Source organism: Streptomyces sp. B1I3 (genome assembly GCF_030816615.1).
In the GTDB taxonomy this organism is placed as follows: domain Bacteria; phylum Actinomycetota; class Actinomycetes; order Streptomycetales; family Streptomycetaceae; genus Streptomyces.
The window spans coordinates 3,359,427-3,383,319 of sequence record NZ_JAUSYD010000001.1 but is presented as its reverse complement, the minus strand read 5'-3'; the positions used below and the strand labels follow the sequence as shown (position 1 = coordinate 3,383,319).

General features: G+C 68.9%; 25 protein-coding genes and 4 tRNA genes. 23 read left to right on the top strand and 6 right to left on the bottom strand.

The genetic code is table 11. The annotated features are described in order from the left end of the window. The first annotated feature begins 14 nt into the window (after window positions 1-14). The 4 genes from QFZ58_RS15440 to QFZ58_RS15425 all read left to right on the top strand — a co-directional run bounded on the left by QFZ58_RS15440 (window position 15) and on the right by QFZ58_RS15425 (window position 2,437). Window positions 15-479 (top strand): MscL family protein, encoded by a 465-nt coding sequence (locus tag QFZ58_RS15440; protein ID WP_307125494.1) that lies wholly within the window; start codon window positions 15-17, stop codon window positions 477-479. A gap of 285 nt (window positions 480-764) precedes the next feature. Further along, complete coding sequence (gene htpX / locus QFZ58_RS15435) at window positions 765-1,628, top strand: zinc metalloprotease HtpX (protein WP_307125493.1); 864 nt, start codon at window positions 765-767, stop codon at window positions 1,626-1,628. Further along, window positions 1,625-2,017 carry a YccF domain-containing protein gene (locus QFZ58_RS15430; protein ID WP_307125492.1) on the top strand — a complete coding sequence of 131 codons (393 nt, stop codon included), beginning with the start codon at window positions 1,625-1,627 and terminating at the stop codon, window positions 2,015-2,017. Before htpX ends, QFZ58_RS15430 begins: the two co-directional genes overlap by 4 nt. Before the next feature lie 147 nt (window positions 2,018-2,164). After that, complete coding sequence (locus tag QFZ58_RS15425; protein WP_307125491.1) at window positions 2,165-2,437, top strand: GlsB/YeaQ/YmgE family stress response membrane protein; 273 nt, start codon at window positions 2,165-2,167, stop codon at window positions 2,435-2,437. A 53-nt stretch (window positions 2,438-2,490) separates the two neighbouring features. Here QFZ58_RS15425 and QFZ58_RS15420 read toward each other — a convergent pair whose 3' ends face one another. Continuing rightward, entirely contained in the window at window positions 2,491-3,039 is a 549-nt protein-coding gene (locus tag QFZ58_RS15420; RefSeq protein WP_307125490.1) for a methylated-DNA--[protein]-cysteine S-methyltransferase, read from the bottom strand. 197 nt (window positions 3,040-3,236) lie between these two features. Then, window positions 3,237-3,725, bottom strand: coding sequence for a YajQ family cyclic di-GMP-binding protein (locus tag QFZ58_RS15415; RefSeq protein ID WP_307125489.1), 489 nt, complete (start codon window positions 3,723-3,725; stop codon window positions 3,237-3,239). A 165-nt stretch (window positions 3,726-3,890) separates the two neighbouring features. Here QFZ58_RS15415 and QFZ58_RS15410 point away from each other — a divergent pair. Next, window positions 3,891-3,972: transfer RNA gene (locus QFZ58_RS15410), tRNA-Tyr, on the top strand. 158 nt (window positions 3,973-4,130) lie between these two features. After that, window positions 4,131-4,478 carry a DUF1330 domain-containing protein gene (locus QFZ58_RS15405; protein ID WP_307125488.1) on the top strand — a complete coding sequence of 116 codons (348 nt, stop codon included), beginning with the start codon at window positions 4,131-4,133 and terminating at the stop codon, window positions 4,476-4,478. Between the two features lie 204 nt (window positions 4,479-4,682). Here the strand turns inward: QFZ58_RS15405 and QFZ58_RS15400 are convergent, their stop codons facing one another. Together QFZ58_RS15400 and QFZ58_RS15395 are read right to left on the bottom strand one after the other, a co-directional pair. Continuing rightward, a complete protein-coding gene (locus QFZ58_RS15400) occupies window positions 4,683-5,339 on the bottom strand; it encodes an SDR family oxidoreductase (protein WP_307125487.1) in 657 nt (218 codons plus the stop codon). Window positions 5,340-5,373: 34 nt separating this feature from the next. Beyond that, a complete protein-coding gene (locus tag QFZ58_RS15395) occupies window positions 5,374-6,642 on the bottom strand; it encodes a hydrolase (protein WP_307125486.1) in 1,269 nt (422 codons plus the stop codon). Between the two features lie 317 nt (window positions 6,643-6,959). On the opposite strand from QFZ58_RS15395, the gene QFZ58_RS15390 reads away from it, so the two are divergent. The 8 genes from QFZ58_RS15390 (at window position 6,960) to QFZ58_RS15355 (ending at window position 11,847) form a co-directional block, all read left to right on the top strand. Next, window positions 6,960-7,032: transfer RNA gene (locus tag QFZ58_RS15390), tRNA-Thr, on the top strand. A gap of 45 nt (window positions 7,033-7,077) precedes the next feature. Then, window positions 7,078-7,150: transfer RNA gene (locus QFZ58_RS15385), tRNA-Met, on the top strand. 89 nt (window positions 7,151-7,239) lie between these two features. Next, window positions 7,240-7,404, top strand: coding sequence for a 50S ribosomal protein L33 (rpmG, locus tag QFZ58_RS15380; RefSeq protein WP_003956487.1), 165 nt, complete (start codon window positions 7,240-7,242; stop codon window positions 7,402-7,404). Between the two features lie 102 nt (window positions 7,405-7,506). Continuing rightward, window positions 7,507-7,959 (top strand): MaoC family dehydratase N-terminal domain-containing protein, encoded by a 453-nt coding sequence (locus QFZ58_RS15375; protein WP_307125485.1) that lies wholly within the window; start codon window positions 7,507-7,509, stop codon window positions 7,957-7,959. After that, complete coding sequence (locus QFZ58_RS15370) at window positions 7,959-8,387, top strand: MaoC family dehydratase (RefSeq protein WP_307125484.1); 429 nt, start codon at window positions 7,959-7,961, stop codon at window positions 8,385-8,387. The genes QFZ58_RS15375 and QFZ58_RS15370 overlap by 1 nt, the downstream gene beginning before the upstream one ends. Before the next feature lie 214 nt (window positions 8,388-8,601). Next, a complete protein-coding gene (locus QFZ58_RS15365; protein ID WP_307125483.1) occupies window positions 8,602-9,150 on the top strand; it encodes a TetR/AcrR family transcriptional regulator in 549 nt (182 codons plus the stop codon). Window positions 9,151-9,285: 135 nt separating this feature from the next. Further along, complete coding sequence (locus tag QFZ58_RS15360) at window positions 9,286-10,722, top strand: MFS transporter (RefSeq protein ID WP_307125482.1); 1,437 nt, start codon at window positions 9,286-9,288, stop codon at window positions 10,720-10,722. 69 nt (window positions 10,723-10,791) lie between these two features. Next, on the top strand, window positions 10,792-11,847 hold the full coding sequence (locus tag QFZ58_RS15355) for a UDP-N-acetylmuramate dehydrogenase (protein ID WP_307125481.1): 1,056 nt from the start codon (window positions 10,792-10,794) through the stop codon (window positions 11,845-11,847). Between the two features lie 22 nt (window positions 11,848-11,869). On the opposite strand, the gene QFZ58_RS15350 is transcribed toward QFZ58_RS15355, so the two are convergent. Continuing rightward, a complete protein-coding gene (locus QFZ58_RS15350) occupies window positions 11,870-12,883 on the bottom strand; it encodes an adenosine deaminase (RefSeq protein WP_307125480.1) in 1,014 nt (337 codons plus the stop codon). 123 nt (window positions 12,884-13,006) lie between these two features. Beyond that, window positions 13,007-14,233, bottom strand: a complete 1,227-nt coding sequence (locus QFZ58_RS15345; protein WP_307125479.1) for a pyridoxal phosphate-dependent aminotransferase — start codon at window positions 14,231-14,233, stop codon at window positions 13,007-13,009. A 214-nt stretch (window positions 14,234-14,447) separates the two neighbouring features. On the opposite strand from QFZ58_RS15345, the gene QFZ58_RS15340 reads away from it, so the two are divergent. The 9 genes from QFZ58_RS15340 to rpoB all read left to right on the top strand — a co-directional run bounded on the left by QFZ58_RS15340 (window position 14,448) and on the right by rpoB (window position 23,802). After that, a tRNA-Trp gene (locus QFZ58_RS15340) sits at window positions 14,448-14,520 on the top strand. A 106-nt stretch (window positions 14,521-14,626) separates the two neighbouring features. Further along, window positions 14,627-14,914 (top strand): preprotein translocase subunit SecE, encoded by a 288-nt coding sequence (gene secE, locus QFZ58_RS15335; protein ID WP_307125478.1) that lies wholly within the window; start codon window positions 14,627-14,629, stop codon window positions 14,912-14,914. 74 nt (window positions 14,915-14,988) lie between these two features. Next, entirely contained in the window at window positions 14,989-15,930 is a 942-nt protein-coding gene (gene nusG / locus QFZ58_RS15330) for a transcription termination/antitermination protein NusG (protein ID WP_307125477.1), read from the top strand. A 175-nt stretch (window positions 15,931-16,105) separates the two neighbouring features. Continuing rightward, a complete protein-coding gene (gene rplK / locus QFZ58_RS15325; protein WP_010058817.1) occupies window positions 16,106-16,540 on the top strand; it encodes a 50S ribosomal protein L11 in 435 nt (144 codons plus the stop codon). An 82-nt stretch (window positions 16,541-16,622) separates the two neighbouring features. Beyond that, complete coding sequence (gene rplA / locus QFZ58_RS15320) at window positions 16,623-17,345, top strand: 50S ribosomal protein L1 (RefSeq protein WP_307125476.1); 723 nt, start codon at window positions 16,623-16,625, stop codon at window positions 17,343-17,345. Between the two features lie 121 nt (window positions 17,346-17,466). Beyond that, window positions 17,467-18,387 (top strand): hypothetical protein, encoded by a 921-nt coding sequence (locus QFZ58_RS15315; protein WP_307125475.1) that lies wholly within the window; start codon window positions 17,467-17,469, stop codon window positions 18,385-18,387. A gap of 305 nt (window positions 18,388-18,692) precedes the next feature. Then, window positions 18,693-19,250, top strand: coding sequence for a 50S ribosomal protein L10 (gene rplJ / locus QFZ58_RS15310; RefSeq protein ID WP_307125474.1), 558 nt, complete (start codon window positions 18,693-18,695; stop codon window positions 19,248-19,250). A gap of 82 nt (window positions 19,251-19,332) precedes the next feature. Continuing rightward, the gene (gene rplL, locus QFZ58_RS15305; RefSeq protein ID WP_307125473.1) at window positions 19,333-19,716 is read left to right on the top strand and encodes a 50S ribosomal protein L7/L12; all 384 of its coding nucleotides are present in this window, start codon (window positions 19,333-19,335) and stop codon (window positions 19,714-19,716) included. 600 nt (window positions 19,717-20,316) lie between these two features. Then, window positions 20,317-23,802 carry a DNA-directed RNA polymerase subunit beta gene (gene rpoB / locus QFZ58_RS15300; RefSeq protein WP_307125472.1) on the top strand — a complete coding sequence of 1,162 codons (3,486 nt, stop codon included), beginning with the start codon at window positions 20,317-20,319 and terminating at the stop codon, window positions 23,800-23,802. Window positions 23,803-23,893 lie beyond the last annotated feature (91 nt).

Sequence of the window (23,893 nt, the reverse complement as noted above, 5' to 3'; positions counted from 1 at the left end):
TGAGGAGCAAAGCGGTGCTGAACGGGTTCAAAGACTTCATTCTGCGCGGAAACGTCATCTCCATGGCCATCGGCCTCGCCGTCGGAGCCGCGTTCACCGCAGTCGTCACCGGCTTCAGCAACGCGTTCATCGTCCCCCTGATCGGCCTCTTCACCCGCGGAACCGGTGACTTCGGCAAGGCCGTCTTCACGGTCGACGGGGTGAAGTTCCCGTACGGCCTCTTCGTCAGTGCCGCCATCGCCTTCGTCATCACCGCCGCAGTGCTCTACTTCCTGGTCGTCGTCCCCATGGCCCAGGTGCAGAACCGCTTCACGGCCAAGGAGGACGAGCAGAGAGCCGACATCAAGGCCGCGCTTCGAGACTGCCCCCGCTGCTTCACCGAGATCCCCGCCATCGCCACCCGCTGCGGCCACTGCACCAGCGACGTGGAGCCGGACCCGGAGGCCCGCGCGCTCGCAGGCCTCCCCGCCCAGCGCTGACCCGCGCCCGGCGACGTGAGGCGCGCCCCGGCCCGGGCGGCCGGGCGCCCTGCGCACCGCGCCCGGCGGACGCGGCCCCGCCCGCGGAGCACGGCAGACGCACATCCACCCGCACGGCCCAGGGGCGGATCCACCCGGATCCGCCCCCTTCGGCCTTCGCCCCCGGCACCCCGCACAAGGGAACTAGCTCCCGCCGCCTCGCGTTGACCTGTACGGCAGGCTCCACTGGGGAGTGGAGCACCACCGAGCAAGGGTTCCCCTGCTGCACCACTTGGAGGGCGTACCGTGCACCGCCGGCACAACGGGCTGAAGACCGCAGTACTCCTCGGGGGACTGTCCGCGCTCATCATCGTCATCGGCAGCTTCTTCGGACGCACCGGTCTGATCGTCGCCCTGCTCGTCGCACTCGCCACCAACGCCTACGCGTACTGGAACAGCGACAAGCTGGCTCTGCGCGCCATGCGGGCCCGACCGGTCAGCGAATTCGAGGCGCCGCAGTTCTTCCGCATCGTCCGGGAGCTCTCGACGGCCGCCCGTCAGCCCATGCCCCGGCTCTACATCTCCCCGACGCAGGCCCCCAACGCCTTCGCCACCGGACGCAACCCGCGCAACGCCGCCGTCTGCTGCACAGAAGGCATCCTCCAGATCCTCGACGAGCGCGAGCTGCGCGGCGTCCTCGGCCACGAGCTGAGCCATGTCTACAACCGGGACATCCTCATCTCGTCCGTCGCGGGGGCGCTGGCCTCCGTCGTCATGTTCCTGGTCAACTTCGCCTGGCTCATCCCCGTCGGCCGGTCCAACGACGACGAGGGCCCCGGCATCGTCGGCATGCTGCTGGTGATGATCCTCGGCCCCCTCGCAGCCTCGGTCATCCAGCTCGCCGTCAGCCGCTCCAGGGAGTACGAGGCCGATGCCTCCGGGGCCCAGCTCACCGGCGACCCACTCGCCCTCGCCGGCGCCCTGCGCAAGCTGGAAGCAGGCACCCGACAGCTCCCGCTGCCGCCCGAACCGAGGATCGAGACCGCGAGCCACATGATGATCGCGAACCCGTTCCGCCCCGGCCAGGGCATGTCCAAGATGTTCTCCACCCACCCGCCCATGGCGGAACGCATCGCCCGACTCGAGCAGATGGCAGGGTATCGACCGTGAAGACAATCCTGAACGTCATATGGCTGGTCCTGTGCGGATTCTGGATGTTCCTCGGCTACATCGCCGCTGGCCTCCTCCTGTGCGTCACGATCATCGGCATCCCCTTCGGGGTGGCGGCGTTCCGCATCGGTGTGTACGCCCTCTGGCCCTTCGGCTACACAGTGGTCGACCGCCACGACTCCGGGAGCCCTTCCCTCATCGGGAACGTCCTCTGGGTGATCCTGGCCGGTTGGTGGCTCGCGCTGGGCCACATCTTCACCGGCATCGCCCTGTGCGTCACGATCATCGGAATCCCGCTGGGCATCGCCAACTTCAAGCTCATCCCGGTCTCGCTGATGCCCTTCGGCAAGGAGATCGTCCGCACCGACCAGTCGTTCGCCACGCGCTAGAGCAGGCGGCCGGCGAGCAGCTGGGCCGAAGAACAGCTGGGCCGACGAACAAGCGGGCCGGCGAACAGCCGGGCGACCTCACAGCAACCGCGACCACCCCGCACGCGTCTTGACCGACAGGATCAAGTGACGGGTAGGTTCGTGATCATGAGCATCATCAGCTGGATCATCCTCGGCCTCCTGGCCGGCGCCATAGCCAAGCTCCTCCTGCCCGGCCGCGACCCGGGCGGGATCGTGGGCACCACGCTCATCGGCATCGTGGGCGCCTTCCTCGGCGGCTGGCTGTCGTCACGCTTCCTCGACCGCCCCGTCTCGACCGACTTCTACGACACGGCCACATGGGTCGCCGCCATCGCCGGATCCCTCGTCCTGCTGATCGCCTACCGGCTGCTCTTCGGCAACTCCCGCGACCGCCGCTGACGGCCCGCCACGCGCCGCCCCGCAGCCCCTCCGCCCTGTCCGGGCGCGCGACTTCACAGCACGGCGGCTCCGTGGGTCCCGGCCCCTCGTCGCGAAACGGACAGGGCGCCTTCCAGGCCCAGCAACAGCTCCTTGCGACCCACCCCGGCGGCGTAGCCCCGCAGGGCCCCGTCCGCACCGATCACCCGGTGACACGGCCGGACGACCAGCAGCGGATTGCGCCCGATCGCCGTACCGACCGCCCGCACCCCGGCCCCCAGGGAACCCACCTGTGCGGCGATCTGCCCGTACGTCACCGTCTCCCCGTACGGGATGGCGTCCAAGGCCTTCCAGACGCGTCGCTGGAACGCCGTGCCCACGCCGTCCGCGTAGGCGACGTCGAAGCGTGTCAGCCGGCCCTCGAAGTAGTCCGTCAGCTGCCGGGTGACCGCGGCGAAAGCCTCCGGGACGTGACGCCAGTCCTCCCGCACGACCGCAGCCCCCTTCTGCTCCGGCAGGGACAACGAGGCCAGGGCCACACCGCCCGCCGCGTCCGTCCGCTCCTCGCCGACCAGCAGCAGCTCACCCAGCGGGCTGTCGACCCTCGTGTACACCGTCGTCATCACGCCTCACGCTCCCTGCCGGCGGACCACGACACCGGTCCGCTCACCATCCGTACGTCCGAGTCTGCGACCGCCGGAGCGCCACGACCGGCGGTATTCGGACATCGCACAGGCCGCCCCACACAGGCGCGGGGCGGCCCGCGCCGTCCGGCGCGCCCCGCCCCGCTCGCGACCCGCTGCACACGGCAGCGACCCGTCTACCGGTAGTTGGCGAACTGGACGGCGAAGTCGAGGTCCTTGCCCTTGATCAGTGCCTGTACCGCCTGGAGGTCGTCCCGGCTCTTCGAGCTGACCCGCAGCTCATCGCCCTGGACCTGCGCCTTGACGCCCTTCGGGCCCTCGTCGCGAATGATCTTCGCCACCTTCTTGGCGTTGTCCTGGGAGATGCCCTCCTCGATCGTGGCGAAGATCTTGTACTCCTTGCCGGACAGCTGGGGCTCGCCCGCGTCCAGCGACTTGAGGGAGATCCCGCGCTTGATCAGCTTGGACTGGAAGATGTCGAGGATCGCCTTGACCCGCTCCTCGCCGTTCGCCTCCATGAGGATCTTCTCGCCGGACCACGCGATCGAGGCACCCGTGCCCTTGAAGTCGTAACGCTGGGAGATCTCCTTGGCGGCCTGGTTGAGGGCGTTGTCGACCTCCTGCCGCTCGACCTTCGAGACGATGTCGAAACTGGAGTCGGCCATGACGTGTTGCTCCTTGTGTCGTATGCGTTGGGTACGGCACAAAGCCTAGCCACCGCCGCCCGGTCGGAGCACTGATCAATCAGGTGGCGGAGCACCCCTGAGCATCGGGTATCGTTTACGTCGTCGCCAAGGAGCCCCGTAACGGAGCTTCGACGCGTCGTTCGAGGCGGTGTGCCCGAGTGGCCAAAGGGAGCAGACTGTAAATCTGCCGGCTCAGCCTACCCAGGTTCGAACCCTGGCGCCGCCACACGAACGAGAGGGTCTGTGACCAACGGAAACGTTGGTCACAGACCCTTTCTCGTTGTCCGGGCCGGCCCGGGGCCTTACCTCTCAGGTCATCGACCGCGGCGTACCTGCTCTGCCACGATCGGCGGCATACGGAGCCCGACCGACCGGAAGGACACCATGCCCGCCTTCGCCATAGCCCATCTGCAGGACGCCACCCCGAATGCCGAGATCGCCGAGTACGTCGAGCGCATCCCCGGCACCTTCGAGCCCTACGGTGGCCGCTTCCTGGTGCACTTCGCGCAGCATGAGGTGAAGGAGGGGAGTTGGCCCGGCAGCGTCGTGCTGATCGGCTTTCCCGGGATCGCCGAGGCGCGGGCCTGGTGGGAATCGCCCGCGTACCAGGAGATCGCACCGTTGCGGTCGCGGCACATCCAGGGCGACATCATCCTTGTCGAGGGCGTGCCCGAGGGGTACGACCCCAGGGGCACCGCGAAGGCGATGCGGGAGGCCCTGGCAGCCGGGTAGGTCGTGGTGCGAGCGATCCGCAGGACGGTGATCAGGCATCGGTGCCCGGAGGGCACGGCGCCCCACGCCCGTCGTGTTCCGTGGACGCCGCCTGATCCCGTCGACCGTGCCCGGGGGCGACCGTGACCGGCCGGGGCCGTGCGCGGGACTGTCCGGTGGAGGCGCCTCCGGTGGCGGGCCGGGCCCGCCACCGGGGCAGCGGGCTCAGTTGCCCGCCACATCCTTCACCGCGACCGTCACGGGCACCTGCCCGGAGATCAGCTCCAGGGTGAGGCCCGCCGTCGCGGGGGTGTCCAGCAACTCCAGCAGGGCCGCGGCCACATCGTCGCGCGGGACCGGACCGCGGCCCGTCGAGGCGGCGAGCAGGACCTGGCCCGTGCCGGCGTCGTTCACCAGCATCCCGGGACGCAGGATCGTCCAGTCGAGGCCGGCCCTCGAGCGCACGTACGCGTCGGCCTCGCCCTTGGCGCGCAAATAGGCGTCGAAGACCTCGTCGCCGGGATGTCCGGGGTCGGCTCCCATGGAGGACACGACGAGATAGCGGCGTACGCCCGCCAGTTCCGCCGCGTCCGCGAAGAGCACGGCAGCGCCGCGGTCCACCGTGTCCTTGCGTTCCGTACCGCTGTCGGGGCCGGCACCGGCTGCGAAGACCGCCGCGTCGGCGCCCCGCAGGACCTCGGCGACCTCCTCCGTCGTGGCCGACTCGAGGTCGAGCACGACGGGTTCGGATCCGGCCTCCCGGAGGTCCTCACTCTGCTGCGGGTTGCGGATGATGCCGACCGCTTCGTCACCGCGCGCGGCGAGCAGCCGCCCGAGCCGAAGCGCGATCTGACCGTGTCCTCCTGCAATGACAATGCGCATGCTCCCGACGGTACGCCGCGGCGCGCGCCCGTGCTCAAGGCCCGCCGCCCGAACCGGAATCGGTGCGCCCCTGACGGGGCAGGTCCAGGGCGGCGGCGGCCTCGGAGTCGCAGTACTCGCGCACGGCGCTGGTCCGTGCGACGACCCGTCCCCGGTGCACCACGATCCTGCTGTAGGCGAGGGAGAGCACCCCGGACAGCCGGTCCCCGCGCACGGCGAGGAGTTCGGCGGGGAAGCCGGCCTCGACGCGTACGCCGGGCAGGCCCATGACCGCTCTGGCGGTGGCCGAGACGGCGTCGTAGGCGTGTTCGGGGCCGAGTCCGCTCTGCGAGGCCAGGAGGTAGGCCGCTTCCAGCGGGTCACCGCGGCCCACGGGGTTGGCGGCGTCGCGCAGCGCCCCGCTGCCCGCGGCGACGCGCACCCCGGCGGCGCGCAGCAGGCCCACCGGTGCCGTTCCGTCGATCAGGGCGGCTGAGCAGCCGCCCTGGGGCAGGCAGACCACCGTCACGGCGGCGGCGGCCAGCTGGTCGGCGGTGCGGGCGGCCGCGTCACCGGGAAGCCGGGAGAGGCCGGCGCAGGGGCCGAGGCTGACGCCGGGGCGGAGCCCGCCGGCCATGGCGGCGAGCCGGGCGAGGCGGGCGGGGTCCTCACCGTCCGTGTGCAGGTCGACGGGGCGGCCGTGAGCGGCGGCGAGGTTCAGCACGGTCTCGCCGTAGCCGGCAGGGTCGGGGTCGAGGTCGGGGCAGCCGCCGACCACTTCCGCACCCATGTCCACGGCCTCGCGGAGCATGGCGAGGCCGTCCGCGCCCGCGACGCCGGTGAGGAGCCGGGGTACGGCGACGGCGGTCACGTCGACGAGCCCGCGCAGGGAGCGGCCGGCCTCCAGGACGGCCTCGAGGGAGGTGAGGCCCTGTACGTCCCCGACGCGTACGTGGGCGCGGATCGCCGTGGTGCCGTGGCTGAGCTGGAGGAGGGCCGCCTCGGTGGCCCGGCGCCGGATGTCCTCGGGGCGCTGGGAGGCCGGGCCGGCGCCCTCCGTCGTGGCGGTGAGGGCCGTGTCGCCGTGGGCGTGGGGTTCGGCGGGGGCCGGCAGCAGGAGGTAACCACGCAGGTCCAGGCGGGTACCCCGGGTGGTGAGGCTGCCGGCGGTGCCGACGGCTTCGATGCGTCCGCCGCTGATCCGTACGTCGACGGCGCGTCCGTCCACGAGCCGGGCGCCGCCGAGCAGGAGCGCGGAGGCGTCGGCCGGGGCGCCGGCGCCGGCCGCGTTGTCGTCTGGCCGCCGCGGCCGGCTGTCGGGCATCGCGCTCCTGGGAGGGGGTGCAAGATCACTCGGAGTGGGCCGAGCTTAGGTGGGCGCCCTGCCCGCTCCGAGGAGGAGCGGAATAGTCGTACGAATGTGGCCCTGTGGGGCGGGTGAGACGCAGGGGTCCCCGAGTGCCTGCCGCACGGTGCCGAGGGGAGCCGTGCGAGCTGACGAAGCCCCTGATCAAGGCCTGATCAGAGGGCGGTCGGAGGGCCGGCGGCGGGTGGGCCGAGGAGGTCGATCAAGGACCGGCCGCGGGCGACGGAAACGGATTTGGGCGATCGGCGACAGACCGTGTAATGTCTTCCTCGCTCGCCCCAATAGCTCAGTCGGTAGAGCGTCTCCATGGTAAGGAGAAGGTCTGCGGTTCGATTCCGCATTGGGGCTCTGGTGATCGGGTAACCCCGCTTCGGCGGGGGAACTCGTCATCAAAGCGGTGTAGCTCAGTCGGTAGAGCAAGCGGCTCATAATCGCTGTGTCACCGGTTCAAGTCCGGTCACCGCTACTTACGGTAGCCGATTGTGGGGTCGGTCCTTCGATCGGCTACTCTTTTATGCGTTCATCCGTCCATCCGTCCGTCCAAGGAGCACTCACGTGGCTGCCACCGACGTCCGCCCGAAGATCACGCTGGCCTGCGTGGAGTGCAAGGAGCGGAACTACATCACCAAGAAGAACCGGCGTAACAACCCGGACCGTCTTGAGATGAAGAAGCACTGCCCGCGCTGCAACTCGCACACGGCGCACCGCGAAACGCGCTGAATCAGGCTCGTACACGAGGCCGTCCCCACTGGGGGCGGCCTCGTGTCGTTGTATCGGGATGTTCCTCGCCCTATTCGATTTTCCATAGGAGGTAGCGGGCTCATGGCGCTCGACCAGTCCTTCGTGGGGCGGACCTATCCGCCCACCCCGGCGTACGAGGTCGGCCGGGAGAAGATCCGGGAGTTCGCGGAGGCGGTGGGGGACGACAACCCCGCCTACGTGGACCCTGACGCCGCCAAGGCTCTGGGGCACTCGGATGTGATCGCCCCGCCCACGTTCGTGTTCTCGGTCACCTTCAAGGCCGCGGCCGTGGTGGTGCAGGACCCGCAGCTGGGCCTGGACTACAGCCGGGTGGTGCACGGCGACCAGAAGTTCGCCTACACCCGCCCGGTGCGGGCGGGGGACCGGCTGACGGTCACCTCGACGATCGACGCCATCAAGTCCCTCGCGGGCAACGACATCGTGGACATCAGGGGCGAGGTGCACGACGAGTCCGGTGAACACGTCGTGACCGCGTGGATGAAGCTGGTGGCGCGTGCCGCCGAGGAGGCGTGATGGCTGCGGGAGTCGCGTACGGAGCGGTCGAGGTCGGTACGGAGCTGCCGGCGCAGTCGTTCCCGGTGACACGGGCGACGCTGGTGCAGTACGCGGGCGCATCGGGTGACTTCAACCCGATCCACTGGAACGAGAAGTTCGCCCGCGAGGTCGGTCTGCCGGATGTGATCGCACACGGCATGTTCACGATGGCCGAGGCGATCAGGGTGGTCACGGACTGGGTCGGTGACCCGGGAGCGGTCGTCGAGTACGGGGTGCGGTTCACCAAGCCGGTCGTCGTACCGAACGACGAGACGGGTGCATCGGTCGAGGTCAGTGGCAAGGTCGCCGCCTTGCTGGACGACAATCTGGTGCGGGTGGACCTGATCGCGATGAGCGACGGCAAGAAGGTGCTGGGCATGTCCCGCGCCGTGGTCCGGCTGGCCTGAGCATCACGTCGCAGGACGGAAGGGCGCTCCTCTCGGGGCGCCCTTCCGTCCTCCATGGGGAACCCCCCAGGCCTCCGCTCCCCCTTCCCGGGGAATGCGTCCCGGGAAGGAGATCTCGCTCCCGGGTGAGCGCCTTCCCGGGACGCCCCGATGCCCGGGCACACCACCCTTGACCAAGTTAGTGATTGAGTACTAACTTCGGGTCATGCCGAGGATGAGTGCAGAGGACAGGCGCGAGAGTGTCGTGCGCGCGGCGATCACCGAGTTCGCCCGCGGTGGGTACGACGGCACCTCCACGGAGGCGATCGCCAAGCGGGTCGGAGTCTCGCAGCCCTATCTCTTCCGCCTTTTCCCCAGCAAGCAGGCGATGTTCCTCGCCGCCGCGGAGCGGTGCCTCCAGGACACCGAGAAGGTCTTCTCGTCCGCGGCCGAGGGGCTGGAGGCGGAAGAGGCCCTGCACGCCATGGCGCAGGCGTACCAGCGGCTCATCGTGGACGACCCCGACAAGCTGCTCATGCAGATGCAGACGTATGCGGCCGTGGCGGCGGCAGGGGCGTCGGGGGACCACGCGTTCGGTGAATCGGTGCGGGCCGGCTGGGAGCGGATGTGGGACACGATCCACGTCATTCTGGGTGCGGACGAGAACGAGACCACGACCTTCCTCGCCTACGGCATGCTCCTCAGCACGCTGGCCTCCCTGGGTTACCCGGCGGACCACCGCGTGTGGTCCGGCTTCTACCCTTCGGTCAGGCCCGCCGACTGAGCGGCGCCACGCCGAGCCGGCCGGTGCCGAGCAGGCGGCTGGACGGGCATCGCCCGGGCGGCGCCACCCGGACCCGGCCCGCTTTTTTTCTGCCCGTGAAAGTTAGTCATTGATAACTAACCCTCTGGGGGAGCAGTGAAACAGCACACAGCCGGTCGCGGGGGAGCGGTCTGGGCCCTCGTCATCACCAGCGTCGCCGGCTTCATGGCGGCCCTCGACAACCTCGTCGTCACCACCGCGCTGCCGTCCATCCGCGGCAGCCTCGGCGGTGATCTGGAGGAGCTCGAGTGGACGGTGAACGCCTACACCCTCACCTTCGCGGTCCTGCTGATGTCGGGCGCCGCGCTCGGTGACCGTTTCGGCAGGCGCCGGCTCTTCCTGGCCGGGCTCTCCGTCTTCACCGCGGCCTCCGCCGCCGCGGCACTCGCGCCGGGCATCGGTGAGCTCATCGCCTTCCGCGCGATCCAGGGCGTGGGAGCCGCGGTGATGATGCCGCTCACCCTCACGCTGCTCACCGCCGCGGTGCCGCCTGCCCGGCGAGGCGTGGCGCTCGGCGTCTTCGGTGCGGTCACCGGGCTGGCCGTCGCCAGTGGGCCGCTCATCGGCGGCAGCCTCACCGAGCACCTCTCCTGGCAGTGGATCTTCTGGCTGAACGTGCCGATCGGCCTGGTCCTGCTCCCCCTGGCCCGGTTGCGCCTCGACGAGTCGTGCGCGCCGAAGGCCCGGCTCGACATACCCGGCACGCTCCTCGTCAGCGCGGGCCTCTTCGGCATCGTCTACGCCCTGGTCAGCGCGACCGGCGACGGCTGGACCAGCCCCACCGTCCTGACCGGGCTGCTCGTGGGCGGTGCGCTGCTGGGCGGGTTCGTCCACCACGGCTTCCACGCCCAGGACCCGATGCTGCCCATGCGTCTCTTCCGCGACCGCGCGTTCTTCGGGATCAACGTGGCGAGCCTGCTGATGTTCCTGGGGATGTTCGGCTCGATCTTCCTGCTCAGTCAGTTCCTGCAGACCGCGCTGGGTTACTCGCCGACCGAGGCCGGACTGCGGATGCTGCCGTGGACCGGCATGCCCATCCTGGTCGCCCCCGTCGCCGGATACCTCTCCGACCGGTTCGGCGGCCGGCCGGTCGTCGTGACCGGTCTCGCCCTCCAGGCCGTGGGACTGGCCCTCTTCGCCCGCGTTCTCGAGCCGGACGTCGGTTACGCCGCCCAGCTGCCCGGACTGATCGTCGGCGGGATCGGCATGGCCCTGTACTTCGCACCCGCCGCCAGTCTCGTGATGTCCAGCGTCCGGCCGGGCGAGCAGGGCATCGCCTCCGGCGCCAACAACGCCCTGCGGGAGGTCGGCGGGGCGCTCGGTGTCGCCGTCCTGGCCTCCATCTTCTCGGCGCGGGGTGGCTACGGGTCCCCGCAGGCCTTCGCGGACGGGACGGTGCCGGCGGTCTGGACAGGTGCCGGCGTGGTGGCACTCGCCGCGCTGGTCGCCCTGCTCATCCCGGGCCGCCCCGCGCAGCGCGACCCGGAGGCGGAACCGGAAGCGGCCGAGGACCGGTCCGCCCTCACCGTCTGACCCGCGACCCCGCGCATACGGTCCGTGGCCCCGCCGGAGCGGTGGGCCGCGGACCGTACTCTTGTCCCCGTGCAGGAACTCCACGACGCCCCCCTCGCCCCCCTGACCACCTTCCGGCTCGGCGGCCCCGCCGACCGCCTCCTGACGGCCACCACCGACGCCGAGGTGGTCGCAGCCGTGCGCGAGGCCGACGAGAGCGGCACGCCGCTCCTGGTCATCGGCGGCGGCTCCAACCTGGTCATCGGCGACAAGGGCTTCGACGGCACCGCCCTGCGCATCGCGACCCGAGGCTTCGCGCTCTCCGGCACGGCACTCGAGCTGGCCGCCGGCGAGGTCTGGTCCGACGCCGTGGCCCGTACGGTCGAGGCGGGCCTGGCGGGGATCGAGTGCCTCGCCGGGATCCCGGGGTCCGCAGGGGCGACGCCCATCCAGAACGTGGGGGCGTACGGGCAGGAGGTGTCCTCGGTCATCACCGAGGTCGTCGCCTACGACCGCAGCACCCGTGAGACCGTCACCCTCCCCAACAGCGCGTGCGCGTTCTCCTACCGGCACAGCCGCTTCAAGGCGGAGCCCGACCGCTTCGTGGTGCTCAGGGTCCGCTTCGGGCTGGAGGAGGCGGGCGGCATGTCGGCGCCGCTCCGGTACCCCGAGACGGCCAGGGCCATGGGCGTCAGGCAGGGTGATCGCGTTCCCCTGTCGGCCGCCCGCGAAACCGTGCTGCGGCTGAGGGCCGGCAAGGGGATGGTCCTCGACCCGGAGGACCACGACACCTGGTCCGCCGGGTCCTTCTTCACCAACCCGGTCCTCGACACGGCGCAGTACGCCGCCTTCCTCGCCCGTGCCAAGGACCGGCTGGGCCAGGACACCGAGCCCCCGGCCTACCCCGCGGGTGACGGCCTGGTGAAGACCTCCGCCGCCTGGCTCATCGACAAGGCGGGCTACACCAAGGGATACGGCACGGGGCCCGCCCGCATCTCCACCAAGCACACACTCGCGCTCACCAACCGGGGCGACGCGACCACCGAGGACCTGCTCGCGCTGGCCCGGGAGGTCGTCGCGGGGGTCCACGGCGCCTTCGGGGTCACCCTCGTCAACGAACCGGTGACGGTCGGGGTCAGCCTGTAGCGGCCGGCTGCCCGGCCCGCCTTCAGCCCGCCAGCCAGGCGTCGATCCCGCTGAGCAGCTTCTGCCGGACGTCGTCGGGCGCCGCCGAGCCCCGGACCGACTGACGCGCCAGCTCGGCCAGCTCCGTGTCGTCGAAGCCGTGGTGGCGGCGGACCAGCTCGTACTGGGCGGCCAGCCGGGAGCCGAACAGCAGCGGGTCGTCCGCGCCGAGCGCCATGGGGACACCCGCGTCGAACAGAGTGCGCAGGGGTACGTCCGCGGGCTTCTCGTAGACGCCGAGCGCCACGTTCGACGCCGGGCACACCTCGCAGGTCACCCCGCGCTCCGCGAGCCGGCGCAGCAGCGTCGGGTCCTCGGCCGCGCGTACTCCGTGGCCGATCCGGACGGCGTCGAGGTCGTCCAGGCAGTCCCGCACGCTGGAGGGGCCGGACAGTTCGCCGCCGTGCGGCGCCGCGAGCAGGCCGCCTTCCCGGGCGATGGCGAAAGCGCGGTCGAAGTCGCGGGCCATGCCGCGGCGTTCGTCGTTGGAGAGCCCGAACCCGATGACGCCGCGGTCGGCGTAGCGCACGGCCAGGCGGGCCAGTGTCCGGGCGTCCAGGGGATGCTTCATCCGGTTGGCCGCGATCAGGACCCGGATCCCGAGCCCGGTCTCGCGGGCCGCGCTGTCCACGGCGTCCAGGATGATCTCGATGGCCGGGATGAGGCCGCCGAGCAGGGGGGCGTACGACGTCGGGTCGACCTGGATCTCCAGCCACCCGGAGCCGTCCGCGACGTCCTCCATCGCGGTCTCCCGCACCAGCCGCTGGATGTCCTCGGGGGCGCGCAGACAGGAGCGGGCGATGTCGTAGAGGCGCTGGAAGCGGAACCAGCCCCGTTCGTCGGTCGCACGCAGCTCGGGCGGGTCGCCACCGGTCAGCGCGTCGGGCAGGTGGACCCCGTACTTGTCCGCCAGTTCGAGCAGCGTCGTCGGCCGCATCGACCCGGTGAAGTGCAGGTGCAGGTGGGCCTTGGGCAACAGCCTTACGTCACGCTCCATTGCAGGATCTTGCCGCAGATACCCCTCCGAGCGGTAGCCGGATTCCCTCCCTGGTTGCCCGTCGAACAGAAAAACGGCCCCCGGCAGGAGCCGGGGGCCGTTCACCGTGCGGTGGGGGCGCGATCAGTCGCGGGCCTCGCCCAGCAGCTTCTGGATGCGCGAGACGCCCTCGACGAGGTCGTCGTCGCCCAGGGCGTACGACATCCGGAGGTAGCCGGGCGTGCCGAACGCCTCGCCGGGCACGACGGCGACCTCGGCCTCGTCGAGGATGAGGGCGGCGAGCTCGACCGAGTCGGCCGGGCGCCTGCCGCGGATCTCCTTGCCCAGCAGCGCCTTGACCGAGGGATAGGCGTAGAAGGCGCCCTCGGGCTCGGGGCAGTACACGCCCTCGATCTCGTTGAGCATCCGCACGATCGTCCGGCGGCGGCGGTCGAAGGCGGTCCGCATCTCGGCGACCGCGTCCAGCGGGCCGGAGACGGCGGCCAGCGCGGCGACCTGCGCGACGTTGCTCACGTTGGACGTGGCGTGCGACTGCAGGTTGGTCGCGGCCTTCACGACGTCCTTGGGGCCGACGATCCAGCCCACGCGCCAGCCGGTCATCGCGTACGTCTTGGCGACGCCGTTGACCACGATGCACTTGTCGCGCAGCTCGGGCACGATCGCCGGGAGCGAGGTGAACTTCGCGTCGCCGTAGATTAGGTGCTCGTAGATCTCGTCGGTCATGACCCACAGGCCGTGCTCCACGGCCCAGCGGCCGATCGCCTCGGTGTCGGCCTCGCTGTAGACGGCGCCGGTCGGGTTGGACGGCGAGACGAAGAGGACGACCTTGGTGCGTTCGGTGCGGGCGGCCTCGAGCTGCTCGACGGAGACCCGGTAGCCGGTGGTCTCGTCGGCGACGACGTCGACCGGGACGCCGCCCGCCAGACGGATGGACTCGGGGTAGGTCGTCCAGTACGGGGCGGGGACGATGACCTCGTCGCCCGGGTCGAGGATCGCGGCGAAGGCCTCGTAGATGGCCTGCTTGCCGCCGTTCGTCACCAGGACCTGGGAGGCGTCGACCTCGTAGCCCGAGTCGCGCAGCGTCTTCTCCGCGATGGCGGCCTTGAGCTCGGGGAGCCCGCCCGCAGGGGTGTAGCGGTGGTACTTCGGGTTACGGCAGGCCTCGATGGCGGCGTCGACGATGTACCCAGGGGTCGGGAAGTCGGGCTCGCCGGCGCCGAAGCCGATCACCGGGCGCCCGGCGGCCTTGAGGGCCTTCGCCTTGGCGTCGACGGCGAGGGTGGCGGACTCGGAGATCGCACCGACGCGGGCGGAGACCCGGCGCTCGGTGGGAGAAGTTGCAGCGCTCATGCCCCCCATGCTCGCAGACCGGAATTGGCCCGGGTACACGGGTTTCAGGGACCGGACAGGACTCGGACAGCATCCGGACAGGACCGGTCGGTAGTGGTCTGTTCGACGCGGCGCCCCCGAGCACGTACACTCACCTGTCGTTGGCCTTCATCAGCCGCACCGTTTTCGCACCCGGCCCACCGGGGAAGATGCGGTAGGTTGGTGGAATCCACAAAGGGTCGTAGCTCAATTGGTAGAGCACTGGTCTCCAAAACCAGCGGTTGGGGGTTCAAGTCCCTCCGGCCCTGCTACACACTCCTTCGCCAGGATGTGTGCGCATGTACGTACTTCAATGCACCGCCGTGCGGCTCCACCGGGCGCGGCACGGCCACGACCCGGAATCAGGTGAGTAGCGTGACGGACGCCGTGGGCTCCATCGACATGCCTGATGCCGAGGACGAAGCCCCCGAGTCGAAGAAGAAGAACCGCAAGGGCGGCAAGCGCGGCAAGAAGGGCCCGCTGGGCCGCCTCGCGCTCTTCTACCGCCAGATCGTCGCCGAGCTCCGCAAGGTCGTATGGCCGACGCGCAGCCAGCTGACGACGTACACGGCCGTCGTGATCGTGTTCGTGGTCGTCATGATCGGTCTGGTTACCGTGATTGACTTCGGTTTTGCGCGGGTCATCAAGTACGTCTTCGGCTGATCCCCGCGGAGGGCGCCTCATCGGCGCCCCTTTCGCATGTTCCACCCATATGTATCCAGGAAGAAGCAGCCATCGTGTCTGACCCGAACCTGAACGACGACGCCGAGCCCACGGCGAGCGCCGTCGAGTCCGCCGAGGACGAGCTCGACATCGTCGAGGCGGCGGATGCCGTGGACCCGGACCAGGTCGAAGCTGCTGACGCCGGTGCGGGCGAGCCCGCCGAGCAGGACGCCGTGCACGTCGGATCCGACGAGGAGGCGGAGGCCGAGGAGGCCGCCGTGTCCGACGAGGTGGACGCCGACGACGCCGCCGTGTCCGACGAGGTTGCTGCCGACGCGGAAGCCGCCGACGCGGAGGCCGACGAGGACGAGGCGGAGCCGACCGAGCCGGCCGCTCCCGTCGACGCCGTCACCGCCCTGCGCGAAGAGCTGCGTGGCCTTCCCGGTGAGTGGTACGTCATCCACACCTACGCCGGCTACGAGAAGCGCGTGAAGGCCAACCTGGAGCAGCGCGCCGTCTCGCTCAACGTCGAGGACTTCATCTACCAGGCCGAGGTGCCCGAGGAAGAGATCGTCCAGATCAAGAACGGTGAGCGCAAGAACGTCCGTCAGAACAAGCTCCCCGGTTACGTCCTGGTGCGCATGGACCTGACGAACGAGTCGTGGGGTGTCGTCCGCAACACTCCCGGCGTCACCGGCTTCGTCGGCAACGCCTACGACCCGTACCCGCTGACCCTGGACGAGATCGTCAAGATGCTCGCCCCCGAGGCCGAGGAGAAGGCGGCCCGCGAGGCCGCCGAGGCCGAGGGCAAGCCGGCTCCGGCCCGCAAGGTCGAGGTGCAGGTGCTGGACTTCGAGGTGGGCGACTCGGTCACGGTCACCGACGGCCCGTTCGCGACGCTGCAGGCGACGATCAACGAGATCAACGCCGACTCGAAGAAGGTCAAGGGCCTCGTCGAGATCTTCGGTCGCGAGACTCCGGTCGAGCTCAGCTTCGACCAGATCCAGAAGAACTAGCGCTTCCGCCAGTTTCTGGACACATGCCTACCGAGCAGGTCAGACCGGCTTCGCAGCTGGTCTGACCTGCTCGGTTTTTGGTCGCGCAGCTATACCCGTTATCGTTGTGCGGTATGCCTCCGTCCGGAAGACCGGACTGGCGGCGAAACACTCTCACTAGGACCCGGAGAGAGCAATGCCTCCCAAGAAGAAGAAGGTCACGGGGCTTATCAAGCTCCAGATCAACGCCGGTGCGGCCAACCCGGCTCCGCCGGTCGGCCCCGCGTTGGGCCAGCACGGCGTCAACATCATGGAGTTCTGCAAGGCCTACAACGCCGCGACCGAGTCGCAGCGTGGCATGGTCGTGCCGGTGGAGATCACGGTCTACGAGGACCGCTCCTTCACCTTCATCACGAAGACTCCGCCGGCCGCCAAGCTGATCCTCAAGGCCGCGGGCGTGGACAAGGGCTCCGGCGAGCCGCACAAGACCAAGGTCGCCAAGCTGACGGCTGCCCAGGTCCGCGAGATCGCCACGACGAAGCTCCCCGACCTGAACGCCAACGACCTCGACGCCGCGTCGAAGATCATCGCTGGCACCGCCCGTTCCATGGGCATCACGGTCGAAGGCTGATTCAGCCCCGTACGCCCTCAGTGGTAGGACCAAGCGCTGGTCCGCACCACGACTCCACACTCGCAAACACACAGGAGTAGAAGTGAAGCGCAGCAAGAACCTCCGCGCTGCGGACGCGAAGATCGACCGGGAGCGCCAGTACGCCCCGCTCGAGGCCGTCCGTATCGCCAAGGACACCGCCTCCACCAAGTTCGACAGCACCGTCGAGGTCGCGTTTGCTCTGGGTGTTGACCCTCGCAAGGCCGACCAGATGGTCCGTGGCACCGTGAACCTCCCGCACGGCACCGGCAAGACCGCCCGGGTCCTGGTCTTCGCGACCGGTGACCGTGCTGCGGCCGCGGAAGCCGCGGGCGCCGACATCGTCGGCGCCGACGAGCTCATCGACGAGGTGGCGAAGGGCCGTCTGGACTTCGACGCCGTCGTCGCCACGCCGGACCTCATGGGCAAGGTCGGCCGCCTGGGCCGCGTGCTCGGTCCGCGTGGTCTGATGCCGAACCCGAAGACCGGCACCGTCACCCCCGATGTCGTCAAGGCTGTCAACGACATCAAGGGCGGAAAGATCGAGTTCCGCGTCGACAAGCACTCGAACCTGCACTTCATCATCGGCAAGACCTCGTTCGATGACACCAAGCTGGTCGAGAACTACGGCGCGGCGCTGGAGGAGATCCTCCGTCTGAAGCCGTCCGCCGCCAAGGGCCGCTTCATCAAGAAGGCGACCCTGAGCACGACGATGGGCCCCGGCATCCCGCTGGACGCCAACCGCGTGCGCAACCTCCTCGTCGAGGAGGACCCGGCCGCCGTCTGAGCCTCCGTGCTCACCCGGTAGCCGTTTTCACGGCATGTGACGGGCCCCGCAACCTTTCGAGGTGCGGGGCCCGTCCTCGTATCCGTAGGACGAACCTGTGAAGCAAGGGGTGGAGCGTTACATGATGACCACGACGGTACGGCGGACGGGTACAGCGGTCGCGGCAGCGGCGGCACTGATGTCGGTGGCCGCCTGCGGCGGAGGAAACGGCGGCTCCACAGGGTCCTCGGGGGTGGACGGCAGCAGCGGCAGGGGAGCGGTGGGGACCGAGGCCGTCGCCGCGCTGCGCCTGGTGCAGAAGGAGACCGGGGGCGCGCAGTCGGCCAAGGTGGAGGGCACCACGGTCATGGGCAGCACGATGTCCATGGAGCAGTCCGGTGCCATCGACTGGTCGGACGGCATGACGGGCGCGCTGAAGATCACGTACACCGGCGGCGCCATGGGGGACGCGCTGAAGCAGTCCGGCGGTGACGGCTCGATGCAGGCCCGCTACCTCAAGGACGAGTACTACGCCAACATGGGCGACGCCTTCGCGGCCAACGTGGGCGGCAAGCACTGGATCCGCTACGGGTACGCCGACCTCGCCGAGCTGGCGGGCGCGTCCGGCGAGGTCATGAAGGAGCAGATGCAGAACAGCACCCCGCAGCAGGGGGTGAACGCCCTGCTGGCCTCCGGCGACGTCAAGGAGGTCGGCCAGGAGGACGTGCGGGGCGTGTCCACGACCCACTACTCCGGGACCGTCGACGTGGCGGAGCTGACCGCGAAGAACTCCGCCCTGGACGCCGGCCGGCTGGCCGCCTTCAAGAAGCAGCTCGACCAGCTCGGCATCACTACGGAGACGGTCGACATCTGGGTCGACAAGGACAACCTGCTGGTGAAGAAGACCGAGAAGGGCGCGACGAAGACCGGTGCGCTCAATTCCACGGTCTTCTACAGCGACTACGGCACCGACGTGTCGGTCCGGAAGCCGGCGGCCGGGGACACGATCGACTTCAAGGAGATGCTGGAGCAGCAGCAGGGCAGTACCGCGGGGGCTTCCTGATCTCCCCGGTGGCCCCTGCGGGCCGGTCCTGAACCTCCCGCACCGGTCGAAACGGGACGGATTTGCTCCGCGCGGCTCCGGTCGCGTACTCTCCACGAGAAGCCAAAGACCGCTGGTCGTTGCCGTGTCCTCGCAAGAGGCCGGTGACCGAAGGATCCGTCGAGAACGGGCGACCCGCGCAGGTGACTGTGGAAAGCTCCCGGATTCCATCCGGTCGAGCTACGCCCTGGCGCCTGCGCCGGGGCGTTTCGTCTTTACCGGCCCCTTCTGAGCGGTCCTCATCACCCGGAAGGAGGCCGACGCTCATGGCAAGGCCCGACAAGGCTGCCGCGGTAGCCGAGCTTACGGACCAGTTCCGCAGCTCGAACGCCGCTGTGCTGACCGAGTACCGGGGTCTCACCGTGGCGCAGCTCAAGACGCTGCGTCGTTCGCTCGGTGAGAACGCCCAGTACGCCGTGGTGAAGAACACGCTGACCAAGATTGCGGCCAACGAGGCCGGGATCGACACGCTGGACGACCTGTTCGCAGGTCCGACGGCGGTTGCCTTCATCACCGGTGACCCGGTGGAGTCGGCGAAGGGTCTTCGTGACTTCGCCAAGGACAACCCCAACCTCATCATCAAGGGCGGTGTCCTTGACGGTAAGGCGCTGTCCGCCGATGAGATCAAGAAGCTCGCGGACCTCGAGTCCCGCGAGGTTCTGCTCGCCAAGCTGGCCGGCGCCATGAAGGGCAAGCAGACTCAGGCTGCGCAGCTCTTCCAGGCTCTGCCGTCGAAGTTCGTCCGCACCGCGGAAGCGCTTCGCGCCAAGAGGGCCGAGCAGGGCGGTGCCGGTACGCCGGCTCCCGCCGAGGCTTCCGAGTAACCACTCGGTAGTCCAGCGGGCACCACGTACGCCCGCCGACATATACATCCGGCACCTGCCGAATTAGTGGAAGGACGCCATCATGGCGAAGCTCAGCCAGGAAGACCTGCTCGCCCAGTTCGAGGAGCTCACCCTCATCGAGCTCTCCGAGTTCGTTAAGGCGTTCGAGGAGAAGTTCGACGTCACCGCCGCCGCCGCGGTCGCCGTCGCCGGTCCGGCCGGTCCGGGCGCCCCGGCCGAGGCCGAGGCCGAGCAGGACGAGTTCGACGTCATCCTCACGGGTGCCGGCGAGAAGAAGATCCAGGTCATCAAGGTCGTGCGTGAGCTGACCTCGCTGGGTCTCAAGGAGGCCAAGGACCTCGTGGACGGCGCCCCGAAGCCCGTCCTCGAGAAGGTCGCCAAGGAGGCCGCCGAGAAGGCTGCCGAGTCCCTCAAGGGCGCCGGCGCCTCCGTCGAGGTCAAGTGACCCTGCGAGTCGTCTGACTCCTCAGGACCGTCTCTGCCGCAAGGCTGAGATGTCACATCGCGAAGGGCGATCACCCATCCGGGTGGTCGCCCTTCGGCGTGCGCCCGGAGGCTGCCTTGATCTTCCGTCCGTGACGAGTAGGGTGATCTTTCGCCGTGCGTCTCTCCGGAGCGTCAACCGGCGTCCTGTGGGCGCAGGTGAAGAACGGCGGCCGTCCGTCCGGGGCCTCGAGGCCTTGACGAACCGCACGCGGCGCGCAATTCTCAGGACGCGTCGTCATCTCGATCCGCATCCGAGGCATGGATCGAGAGCGAAGAGGGCAGTAAAGAAGAGCGCACACCGCGCGAGGGCTATTTCTAGGTGTTGAGAACAGCTGTTGAGAGCAACGTGGGTCTCTGAGAACCGCGACTGGACATCAGTGTGGCGTTTGGCTACACTGACCCTTTGCGCTGCCTGTTAGCTGCCTCCTGCCCGTCACCAGGGGCATGCCCACGCCTACGCCGATGACCGATCAGTCCCTCACCTTGGGATCTCTGTCTCTGTGTACGGCTTGGGGCCGGTACGCGCGTAGTGAGTCCGAGCCCTCGGAAGGACCCCCTCTTGGCCGCCTCGCGCAACGCCTCGACCTCGAATACGAACAACGGTGCCAGCACCGCCCCGCTGCGCATCTCTTTTGCAAAGATCAAGGAGCCCCTCGAGGTTCCGAACCTCCTCGCGCTGCAGACCGAGAGCTTTGACTGGCTCCTCGGTAATGCCGCCTGGAAGGCTCGCGTCGAGGCTGCTCTGGACAGCGGACAAGACGTCCCCACCAAGTCCGGCCTGGAGGAAATCTTCGAGGAGATCTCCCCGATCGAGGACTTCTCCGGGTCGATGTCGCTCACGTTCCGCGACCACCGTTTCGAGCCCCCGAAGAACTCGATCGACGAGTGCAAGGAGCGCGACTTCACGTTCGCCGCCCCGCTCTTCGTCACGGCCGAGTTCACCAACAACGAGACCGGCGAGATCAAGTCCCAGACGGTCTTCATGGGCGACTTCCCGCTCATGACCAACAAGGGCACCTTCGTCATCAACGGCACCGAGCGTGTCGTCGTGTCGCAGCTCGTCCGCTCGCCGGGTGTCTACTTCGACTCCTCCATCGACAAGACGTCCGACAAGGACATCTTCTCCGCCAAGATCATCCCTTCCCGGGGTGCCTGGCTGGAGATGGAGATCGACAAGCGCGACATGGTCGGTGTCCGCATCGACCGCAAGCGCAAGCAGTCCGTCACCGTCCTCCTGAAGGCTCTCGGCTGGACCACCGAGCAGATCCTCGAGGAGTTCGGCGAGTACGAGTCCATGCGCGCCACCCTGGAGAAGGACCACACCCAGGGTCAGGACGACGCGCTGCTCGACATCTACCGCAAGCTGCGCCCGGGTGAGCCGCCCACGCGTGAGGCCGCTCAGACGCTGCTCGAGAACCTCTACTTCAACCCGAAGCGCTACGACCTCGCGAAGGTCGGCCGCTACAAGGTGAACAAGAAGCTCGGCGCCGACGAGCCGCTCGACGCGGGTGTCCTCACCAGCGACGACATCATCGCCACCATCAAGTACCTGGTGAAGCTGCACGCCGGTGAGACCGAGACGGTCGGCGAGTCCGGCCGCTCGATCATGGTCGAGACCGACGACATCGACCACTTCGGCAACCGCCGTATCCGTAACGTCGGTGAGCTGATCCAGAACCAGGTCCGTACGGGTCTCGCCCGTATGGAGCGCGTCGTGCGCGAGCGCATGACCACCCAGGACGTCGAGGCGATCACGCCGCAGACCCTGATCAACATCCGGCCGGTCGTCGCCTCCATCAAGGAGTTCTTCGGCACCAGCCAGCTGTCCCAGTTCATGGACCAGAACAACCCGCTGTCGGGCCTGACGCACAAGCGTCGTCTCAACGCCCTCGGCCCGGGTGGTCTCTCCCGTGAGCGGGCCGGCTTCGAGGTCCGTGACGTTCACCCGTCGCACTACGGCCGCATGTGCCCGATCGAGACGCCGGAAGGCCCGAACATCGGCCTGATCGGCTCGCTGGCCTCCTACGGGCGCATCAACCCGTTCGGCTTCATCGAGACGCCGTACCGCAAGGTCGTCGAGGGCGTCGTCACCGACGACGTCGACTACCTCACGGCCGACGAAGAGGACCGCTTCGTGATCGCCCAGGCGAACGCGACGCTCTCCGAGGACATGCGCTTCACCGAGGCCCGCGTCCTGGTCCGCCGTCGTGGCGGAGAGATCGACTACATCCCCGGCGACGACGTCGACTACATGGACGTCTCGCCGCGCCAGATGGTGTCGGTCGCCACCGCGATGATCCCGTTCCTCGAGCACGACGACGCCAACCGTGCCCTCATGGGCGCGAACATGATGCGTCAGGCCGTCCCGCTCATCAAGAGCGAGGCGCCGCTGGTCGGTACCGGCATGGAGTACCGCTGTGCCACCGACGCCGGTGACGTGCTCAAGGCCGAGAAGTCGGGTGTGGTCCAGGAGGTCTCCGCGGACTACATCACCGTGACGAACGACGACGGCACGTACACCACGTACCGCATCGCCAAGTTCATGCGGTCCAACCAGGGCACGTCGGTCAACCAGAAGGTCGTCGTCTCCGAGGGCGACCGGGTCGTCGAGAGCCAGGTCCTGGCCGACGGTCCGGCCACCGAGGACGGCGAGATGGCCCTCGGTAAGAACCTGCTCGTGGCGTTCATGCCGTGGGAGGGTCACAACTACGAGGACGCGATCATCCTGTCGCAGCGCCTCGTGCAGGACGACGTCCTCTCCTCGATCCACATCGAGGAGCACGAGGTCGACGCCCGTGACACCAAGCTCGGCCCGGAGGAGATCACCCGGGACATCCCGAACGTCTCCGAGGAGGTCCTCGCCGACCTCGACGAGCGCGGCATCATCCGTATCGGTGCCGAGGTCGTCGCCGGCGACATCCTCGTCGGCAAGGTCACGCCCAAGGGTGAGACCGAGCTGACCCCGGAGGAGCGCCTGCTCCGCGCGATCTTCGGTGAGAAGGCGCGCGAGGTGCGTGACACCTCGCTGAAGGTCCCGCACGGCGAGATCGGCAAGGTCATCGGCGTCCGCGTCTTCGACCGCGAAGAGGGCGACGAGCTGCCGCCGGGCGTGAACCAGCTGGTCCGCGTCTACGTCGCGCAGAAGCGCAAGATCACCGACGGTGACAAGCTCGCCGGCCGCCACGGCAACAAGGGCGTCATCTCCAAGATTCTGCCGATCGAGGACATGCCGTTCCTGGAGGACGGCACCCCGGTCGACATCATCCTCAACCCGCTGGGTGTCCCGTCCCGAATGAACCCGGGACAGGTCCTGGAGATCCACCTCGGCTGGCTCGCCAGCCGCGGCTGGGACGTCTCCGGCCTCGGTGACGAGTGGGCCCAGCGCCTGCAGGCCATCGGCGCCGACAAGGTCGCCCCCGGCACCAACGTCGCCACGCCCGTCTTCGACGGCGCCCGCGAGGACGAGATCACCGGCCTCTTCCAGGCCACGATCCCGAACCGCGACGGCGACCGGCTGGTCCAGCCCTCGGGCAAGGCCAACCTGTACGACGGCCGCTCCGGCGAGCCGTTCCCCGAGCCGGTCTCGGTCGGCTACATGTACATCCTCAAGCTGCACCACCTGGTCGACGACAAGCTCCACGCGCGTTCGACCGGCCCGTACTCCATGATCACGCAGCAGCCGCTGGGTGGTAAGGCGCAGTTCGGTGGGCAGCGATTCGGTGAGATGGAGGTGTGGGCCCTTGAGGCTTACGGCGCCGCATACGCCCTCCAGGAACTGCTGACGATCAAGTCCGACGACGTCACCGGCCGCGTGAAGGTCTACGAGGCGATCGTCAAGGGCGAGAACATCCCCGAGCCCGGCATTCCCGAGTCCTTCAAGGTGCTCATCAAGGAAATGCAGTCGCTCTGCCTCAACGTGGAGGTGCTGTCCTCGGACGGCATGTCCATCGAGATGCGCGACACGGACGAGGACGTCTTCCGCGCGGCGGAGGAGCTCGGTATCGACCTGTCCCGGCGCGAGCCGAGCAGCGTCGAAGAGGTCTGACGGGTTGGCCGGCCGGATCCCCGTGATCCGGCCGGCTCTCCCCGGACCCGTTCAGACCATTGCTGAAGTGCCCCGATTTCTCGCGTGAAGC

Excerpts from the sequence above, each read along its gene's own strand:
- QFZ58_RS15425 (WP_307125491.1), top strand. The coding sequence starts at position 2,165 with ATGAGCATCATCAGCTGGATCATCCTCGGCCTCCTGGCCGGCGCCATA.
- QFZ58_RS15420 (WP_307125490.1), bottom strand. The coding sequence starts at position 3,039 with ATGACGACGGTGTACACGAGGGTCGACAGCCCGCTGGGTGAGCTGCTG.
- QFZ58_RS15415 (WP_307125489.1), bottom strand. The coding sequence starts at position 3,725 with ATGGCCGACTCCAGTTTCGACATCGTCTCGAAGGTCGAGCGGCAGGAG.
- QFZ58_RS15405 (WP_307125488.1), top strand. The coding sequence starts at position 4,131 with ATGCCCGCCTTCGCCATAGCCCATCTGCAGGACGCCACCCCGAATGCC.
- QFZ58_RS15400 (WP_307125487.1), bottom strand. The coding sequence starts at position 5,339 with ATGCGCATTGTCATTGCAGGAGGACACGGTCAGATCGCGCTTCGGCTC.
- QFZ58_RS15395 (WP_307125486.1), bottom strand. The coding sequence starts at position 6,642 with ATGCCCGACAGCCGGCCGCGGCGGCCAGACGACAACGCGGCCGGCGCC.
- QFZ58_RS15375 (WP_307125485.1), top strand. The coding sequence starts at position 7,507 with ATGGCGCTCGACCAGTCCTTCGTGGGGCGGACCTATCCGCCCACCCCG.
- QFZ58_RS15370 (WP_307125484.1), top strand. The coding sequence starts at position 7,959 with ATGGCTGCGGGAGTCGCGTACGGAGCGGTCGAGGTCGGTACGGAGCTG.
- QFZ58_RS15365 (WP_307125483.1), top strand. The coding sequence starts at position 8,602 with ATGAGTGCAGAGGACAGGCGCGAGAGTGTCGTGCGCGCGGCGATCACC.
- QFZ58_RS15350 (WP_307125480.1), bottom strand. The coding sequence starts at position 12,883 with ATGGAGCGTGACGTAAGGCTGTTGCCCAAGGCCCACCTGCACCTGCAC.
- QFZ58_RS15345 (WP_307125479.1), bottom strand. The coding sequence starts at position 14,233 with ATGAGCGCTGCAACTTCTCCCACCGAGCGCCGGGTCTCCGCCCGCGTC.
- rplK (WP_010058817.1), top strand. The coding sequence starts at position 16,106 with ATGCCTCCCAAGAAGAAGAAGGTCACGGGGCTTATCAAGCTCCAGATC.
- QFZ58_RS15315 (WP_307125475.1), top strand. The coding sequence starts at position 17,467 with ATGATGACCACGACGGTACGGCGGACGGGTACAGCGGTCGCGGCAGCG.
- rplJ (WP_307125474.1), top strand. The coding sequence starts at position 18,693 with ATGGCAAGGCCCGACAAGGCTGCCGCGGTAGCCGAGCTTACGGACCAG.
- rplL (WP_307125473.1), top strand. The coding sequence starts at position 19,333 with ATGGCGAAGCTCAGCCAGGAAGACCTGCTCGCCCAGTTCGAGGAGCTC.